This is a genomic window from Burkholderia sp. Cy-637 (genome assembly GCF_011753175.1).
GTDB lineage: Bacteria > Pseudomonadota > Gammaproteobacteria > Burkholderiales > Burkholderiaceae > Burkholderia > Burkholderia gladioli.
Genome location: NZ_VWWC01000285.1, coordinates 1 through 4,947, shown reverse-complemented (window position 1 = coordinate 4,947; position 4,947 = coordinate 1). Strand labels below are relative to the sequence as shown.

4 protein-coding genes are annotated in these 4,947 nt (G+C 70.4%); all 4 read left to right on the top strand.

Going from position 1 to position 4,947, the window contains the following annotated elements; translation table 11 throughout:
* The first annotated feature begins 76 nt into the window (after positions 1-76).
* Positions 77-520: a low molecular weight protein-tyrosine-phosphatase gene (locus tag F3J10_RS34345; RefSeq protein ID WP_025101157.1), complete on the top strand. Its 444-nt coding sequence runs from the start codon at positions 77-79 to the stop codon at positions 518-520.
* A gap of 5 nt (positions 521-525) precedes the next feature.
* Entirely contained in the window at positions 526-1,701 is a 1,176-nt protein-coding gene (locus F3J10_RS34340) for a polysaccharide biosynthesis/export family protein (RefSeq protein ID WP_025101158.1), read from the top strand.
* A 54-nt stretch (positions 1,702-1,755) separates the two neighbouring features.
* On the top strand, positions 1,756-3,981 hold the full coding sequence (locus tag F3J10_RS34335) for a polysaccharide biosynthesis tyrosine autokinase (RefSeq protein WP_166914881.1): 2,226 nt from the start codon (positions 1,756-1,758) through the stop codon (positions 3,979-3,981).
* A gap of 36 nt (positions 3,982-4,017) precedes the next feature.
* The coding region (locus F3J10_RS34330; protein WP_167243935.1) for a glycosyltransferase family 2 protein at positions 4,018-4,947 on the top strand (930 nt) is incomplete at its 3' end.

Here is a 4,947-nt window from a genome sequence, read left to right as displayed (position 1 = left end):
CCGCGCAGCCGGCCGCCAGCGCCAGCCCGGCCGCCGAGGCCGGCGCCTGAGCGCCCGAACCCGAGGAGGACACACGATGTTCCGTAACGTGCTGATCGTCTGCCATGCCAACGTGTGCCGCAGCCCGACCGCCGAGATGCTGTTCCGCACCCACGGGCGCGAGGCGCTCGGCGAGGACTGCGCCTTCCACTCGGCCGGCCTGGACGCCAACGACGGCGACGGCATCGACCCGGTGATGCAGGCCCTGCTGGCCGAGCGCGGCGTCGATGCCTCGACGCACCGCTCGCGCCGCCTGAGCCAGGCGATCGTGCGCGACGCCGACCTGGTGCTGGTCACCGAGCGGCGCCAGATCGACGCGATCGAGTCGGTCGATCCCTGCGCGCGCGGCAAGGTGTTCCTGCTCGGCAAGTGGGAGGACGCGGAGATCGCCGATCCGCACGGGCGCAGCGAGGCCGCGTACCGCGAAAGCTGCCGATTGATCGAACGTCTGGTTCAAGGATGGCTGCACAAACTATGCTGAAACGCCTGCTCAAGCGAACTTTCCTCACCGCGCTCGCGCCGCTCGTGGCGGCCGCGCTGCTCGGCGCCTGCGCCACCGCGCCCGGCAACTACATCAACACCTCGCGGCTCGACGAGAAGGGCTCGATGCCCGACACGCACTACGACGTCAAGCTGATCACGCCGCAGTTGGTGGTCTCGCAGGCGCTGGCCCAGCACGACAGCCGCCCGCTGCCGGCCGACCTGTTCCCGGATCCGACCCAGTACGTCTACCGCATCGAGCCGCAGGACATCCTCGGCGTGACGGTCTGGGACCACCCCGAGCTGACCACCCCGCAGGGCCAGTCCTTCTCGGCCGGCGGCAACACCACCCAGACCATCGCCGGCGCGCTGCAGCAGCCCTATACCAATGCGCTGCCGGGCCAGGCCGACCCTTACGGCCAGACGGTCGGCGCGGACGGCACCATCTACTTCCCGTTCGTGGGCCGCATCCGCGTGGCCGGGCGCACCGCGCAGGACGTGCGCGACGAACTGGCCGCCAAGCTGGCGCGCTACGTGAAGAACCCGCAGATCGACCTGCGCGTGCTGTCGTATCGCAGCCAGAAGGTGCAGGTGACCGGCGAGGTCAAGACGCCGGGGCCGCTGGCCATCACCGACGTGCCGCTGCGCCTGGTCGACGCGATCACGCGCTCGGGCGGCACCACCGCCGAGGCCGACCTGCAGCGCGTGCGGCTCACGCGCGACGGCAAGTTCTACGTGCTCGACGCGAACGCCATGCTCGATCGCGGCGAGGCGAAGGAGAACGTGATGCTGCAGCCGGGCGACGTGGTCAACGTGCCGGATCGCAGCGACAGCCGCGTGTTCATCATGGGCGAGGTCAAGCAGCCGGTGACGGTGCCGATGCTCAAGGGCAAGCTCACCATCGCGGACGCGATCACCGCCGGCGGCGGGATCCTCGACACCGACGCGAATCCGCGCCAGGTCTATGTGCTGCGCGACCTGCAGGACAAGCCCGACATGCCGGACATCTATCGCCTGGACATGACCCAGCCCGACGCGCTGATGCTGTCGAGCCGGTTCCAGCTCAAGCCGCTCGATGTGGTCTACGTGGGCACGGCCGGGTCGGTGCAGTTCAACCGCCTGCTGCAGCAGATCTTCCCGACGATCCAGTCGATCTACTACATGAAGCAGATCACGCGCTGATCTGGCGAGGCCGGCGTCCCCCGACGCCGGCCCACCAACCTGAGGCGGATAGCCATCGTGAATACGCAAGTCAAACATCCCTACGCCGACATGGCGGCCAAGCCCGACGACGAGGACGTGGTCCTCGGCCAGCTGATCCAGGTGATCCTCGACGACATCTGGCTGCTGCTGGGCATCGCCGCGCTGATCGTGGCGCTCGCGGGCGTCTACTGCTACCTCGCGAAGCCGATCTACTCGGCCGACGCGCACGTGCGCGTCGAGGCGGCCGACAACACCTCGCAGGCGCTGACCCAGACCCAGACCGGCGCGGTGATCAACGGCGGCCCGGCCACGCCGGCCACCGACGCCGAGATCGAGATCATCAAGAGCCGCGGCGTGGTCGGCCCGGTGGTCGAGCAGTGCAAGCTGAACTTCTCGGTGGCGCCCAAGACCTTCCCGCTGCTGGGCGCGCTGTCGGCGCGCCTGGCCGCGCCGGGCAAGCTGGCCAAGCCCTGGCTCGGCATGGGTTCCTACGCCTGGGGCGGCGAGCAGGCGGCGGTCGACTCGATCGACGTGACGCCGGCGCTCGAAGGCAAGAAGCTGATGTTGACGGCCGGCGCCGACGGTGCCTACACGCTGGCCAACGAGGACGGCGGCCTGCTGCTGCGCGGCCGCGTGGGCGAGCGCGCCGAGGGCAACGGCGTATCGCTGCTGGTCAGCCAGCTGGTGGCGCGGCCCGGCACGCAGTTCGTGGTGGTGCGCCAGAACGACCTGGACGCGATCACCGCCTTCCAGTCGGCGATCCAGGTGAGCGAGCAGGGCAAGCAGACCGGCGTGGTGCAGATCTCGCTGGAGGGCAAGGACCCGGTGCAGACCGCGATGATCGCCAACGCGCTGGCGCAGTCCTACCTGCAGCAGCACATCAACAGCAAGCAGGCCGAGGCCAACAAGATGCTGGACTTCCTCAAGAGCGAGGAGCCGCGCCTGAAGTCCGACCTGGAGCGCGCCGAGGCCGCGCTGACCGAGTACCAGAGCACCTCGGGCTCGATCAACGCGAGCGACGAGGCCAAGGTCTACCTGGAGGGCAGCATCCAGTACGAGCAGCAGATCGCCGCGCAGCGCCTGCAGCTGGCCTCGCTCGAGCAGCGCTTCACGCCCGAGCATCCGATGGTGGTGGCGGCCAACCAGCAGCTCGCGCAATTGCAGAAGGAACGCGACAAGTACGCCGACAAGTTCCGCAGCCTGCCGGCCACCGAGGTCAAGGCGGTCGCGCTGCAGCGTAACGCCAAGGTCGCCGAGGACATCTACGTGCTGCTGCTCAACCGCGTGCAGGAGCTCTCGGTGCAGCGCGCCGGCACCGGCGGCAACATCCGCCTGGTGGACGCGGCGCTGCGCCCCGGCGTGCCGGTCAAGCCGAAGAAGGCGCTGATCCTGTCGGCGGCGGTGATCCTGGGCCTGATCGTCGGCACCGGCGTGGTGTTCCTGCGCCGCAACCTGTTCCACGGCATCGAGGATCCGGAGCGCGTCGAGCGCATGTTCAACCTGCCGATGTACGGCCTGATCCCGAAGAGCGTCGAGCTCGAACGGCTCGACGCGGCGGCCGAGAAGAGCGGCAGCGACATGCGCCCGATCCTGGCGGTGGCGCGGCCCAAGGACCTCAGCGTGGAAAGCCTGCGCAGCCTGCGCACCGCCATGCAGTTCGCGCTGATGGACGCCAAGAACCGCGTGATGGTGCTGACCGGCCCGACCCCCGGCATCGGCAAGAGCTTCCTGACCGTCAACCTGGCCGCGCTGCTGGCGCATTCGGGCAAGCGCGTGCTGCTGATCGACGCCGACATGCGCCGCGGCGCGCTCGACCGCTACTTCGGCGTGCCGCGCCGCAACGGCCTGTCCGAGCTGCTGAGCGACCAGATCGCGCTGGAGGAGGCGATCCGCGAGACCCAGGTGCCGGGGCTGTCCTTCATCCCGACCGGCCAGCGTCCGCCCAATCCCTCCGAGCTGCTGATGTCGCCGCGCCTGGCGCTCTACCTCGACGGGCTCGGCAAGCGCTACGACGCGGTGATCGTCGATTCGCCGCCGATCCTGGCCGTCACCGACGCGACCATCTTCGGCGTGCTGGCCGGCTCCACCTTCCTGGTGCTGCGCTCGGGCATGCATACCGAGGGCGAGATCGGCGATTCGATCAAGCGGCTGCGCACCGCGGGCGTGCAGTTGCAGGGCGGCATCTTCAACGGCGTGCCGCCGCGCACGCGCGGCTACGGCCGGGGTTATGCCTCGGTCCACGAATACCTGAACGCCTGACGGGCGTGCCGCACAACGACGACGAGGTATGCACCGATGAAACTCTCCGTACTGGTCCCGACCTACCGGCGTCCCGCCGATCTCGCGCGCTGCCTGATCGCGCTGCAGCGCCAGCGCCGCGCGCCCGACCAGGTGATCGTGGTGGCCCGTCCCGAGGACGACGCCACCCATGAGTGCCTGGCCGATCCGCGCGTGCGCGGCGCGCTGCCGCTGGTGGTCGCGCCGGTCGAGGTGGGCGGGCAGGTGGCCGCGCTCAACCGCGGCCTCGACACCGCGCAGGGCGACGTGGTGGCGATCACCGACGACGATGCCGCGCCGCATCCCGACTGGCTCGAGCGGATCGCCGCCGCGTTCGCGGCCGATGCGCGGCTGGGCGCGCTGGGCGGGCGCGACTGGGTGCACGAGAAGGGCCGCGTGATCGACGGCGAGCGGCCCGAGGTGGGCCGCGTGCGGCTCTCGGGCAAGCTGATCGGCAACCATCACCTGGGCATCGGCGGCGCGCGGGAGGTCGACATGCTCAAGGGCGCCAACATGATCTACCGCCGCGCGGCGATCTCGGGGCTGCGCTTCGACACGCGCCTGCGCGGCGCGGGCGCCCAGACCCACAACGACATGGCCTTCAGCATGGCCGTCAAGCGGCGCGGCTGGAAGCTGGTCTACGACCCGGCGGTGGCGGTCGACCACTATCCGGCCGAGCGCTTCGACGAGGACCGGCGCGATGCCGCCTCGCGCAAGGCGATCGTCAACGCGGCCTACAACCTGCACCTGACGCTGCGCGAGCACCTGCCGCCGGCGCGGCGCGAGATCGCCTGGTGGTGGTACGCGCTGGTCGGCACGCGCGTCTATCCGGGCTTCGCGCACGTGCTGCTGTCGTTCGGTCCGCGCGGCGGCTCGCGGGTGCGCGAGCGCTGGCGCGCGGTGCGCGAGGGCGCCCACGACGCGCGCCGCGAGACCTCGGCCACGGGC

What these genes read in the sequence shown, in the direction of transcription:
- F3J10_RS34345 (WP_025101157.1), top strand. Translation starts at nt 77, where the DNA reads ATGTTCCGTAACGTGCTGATCGTCTGCCATGCCAACGTGTGCCGCAGC.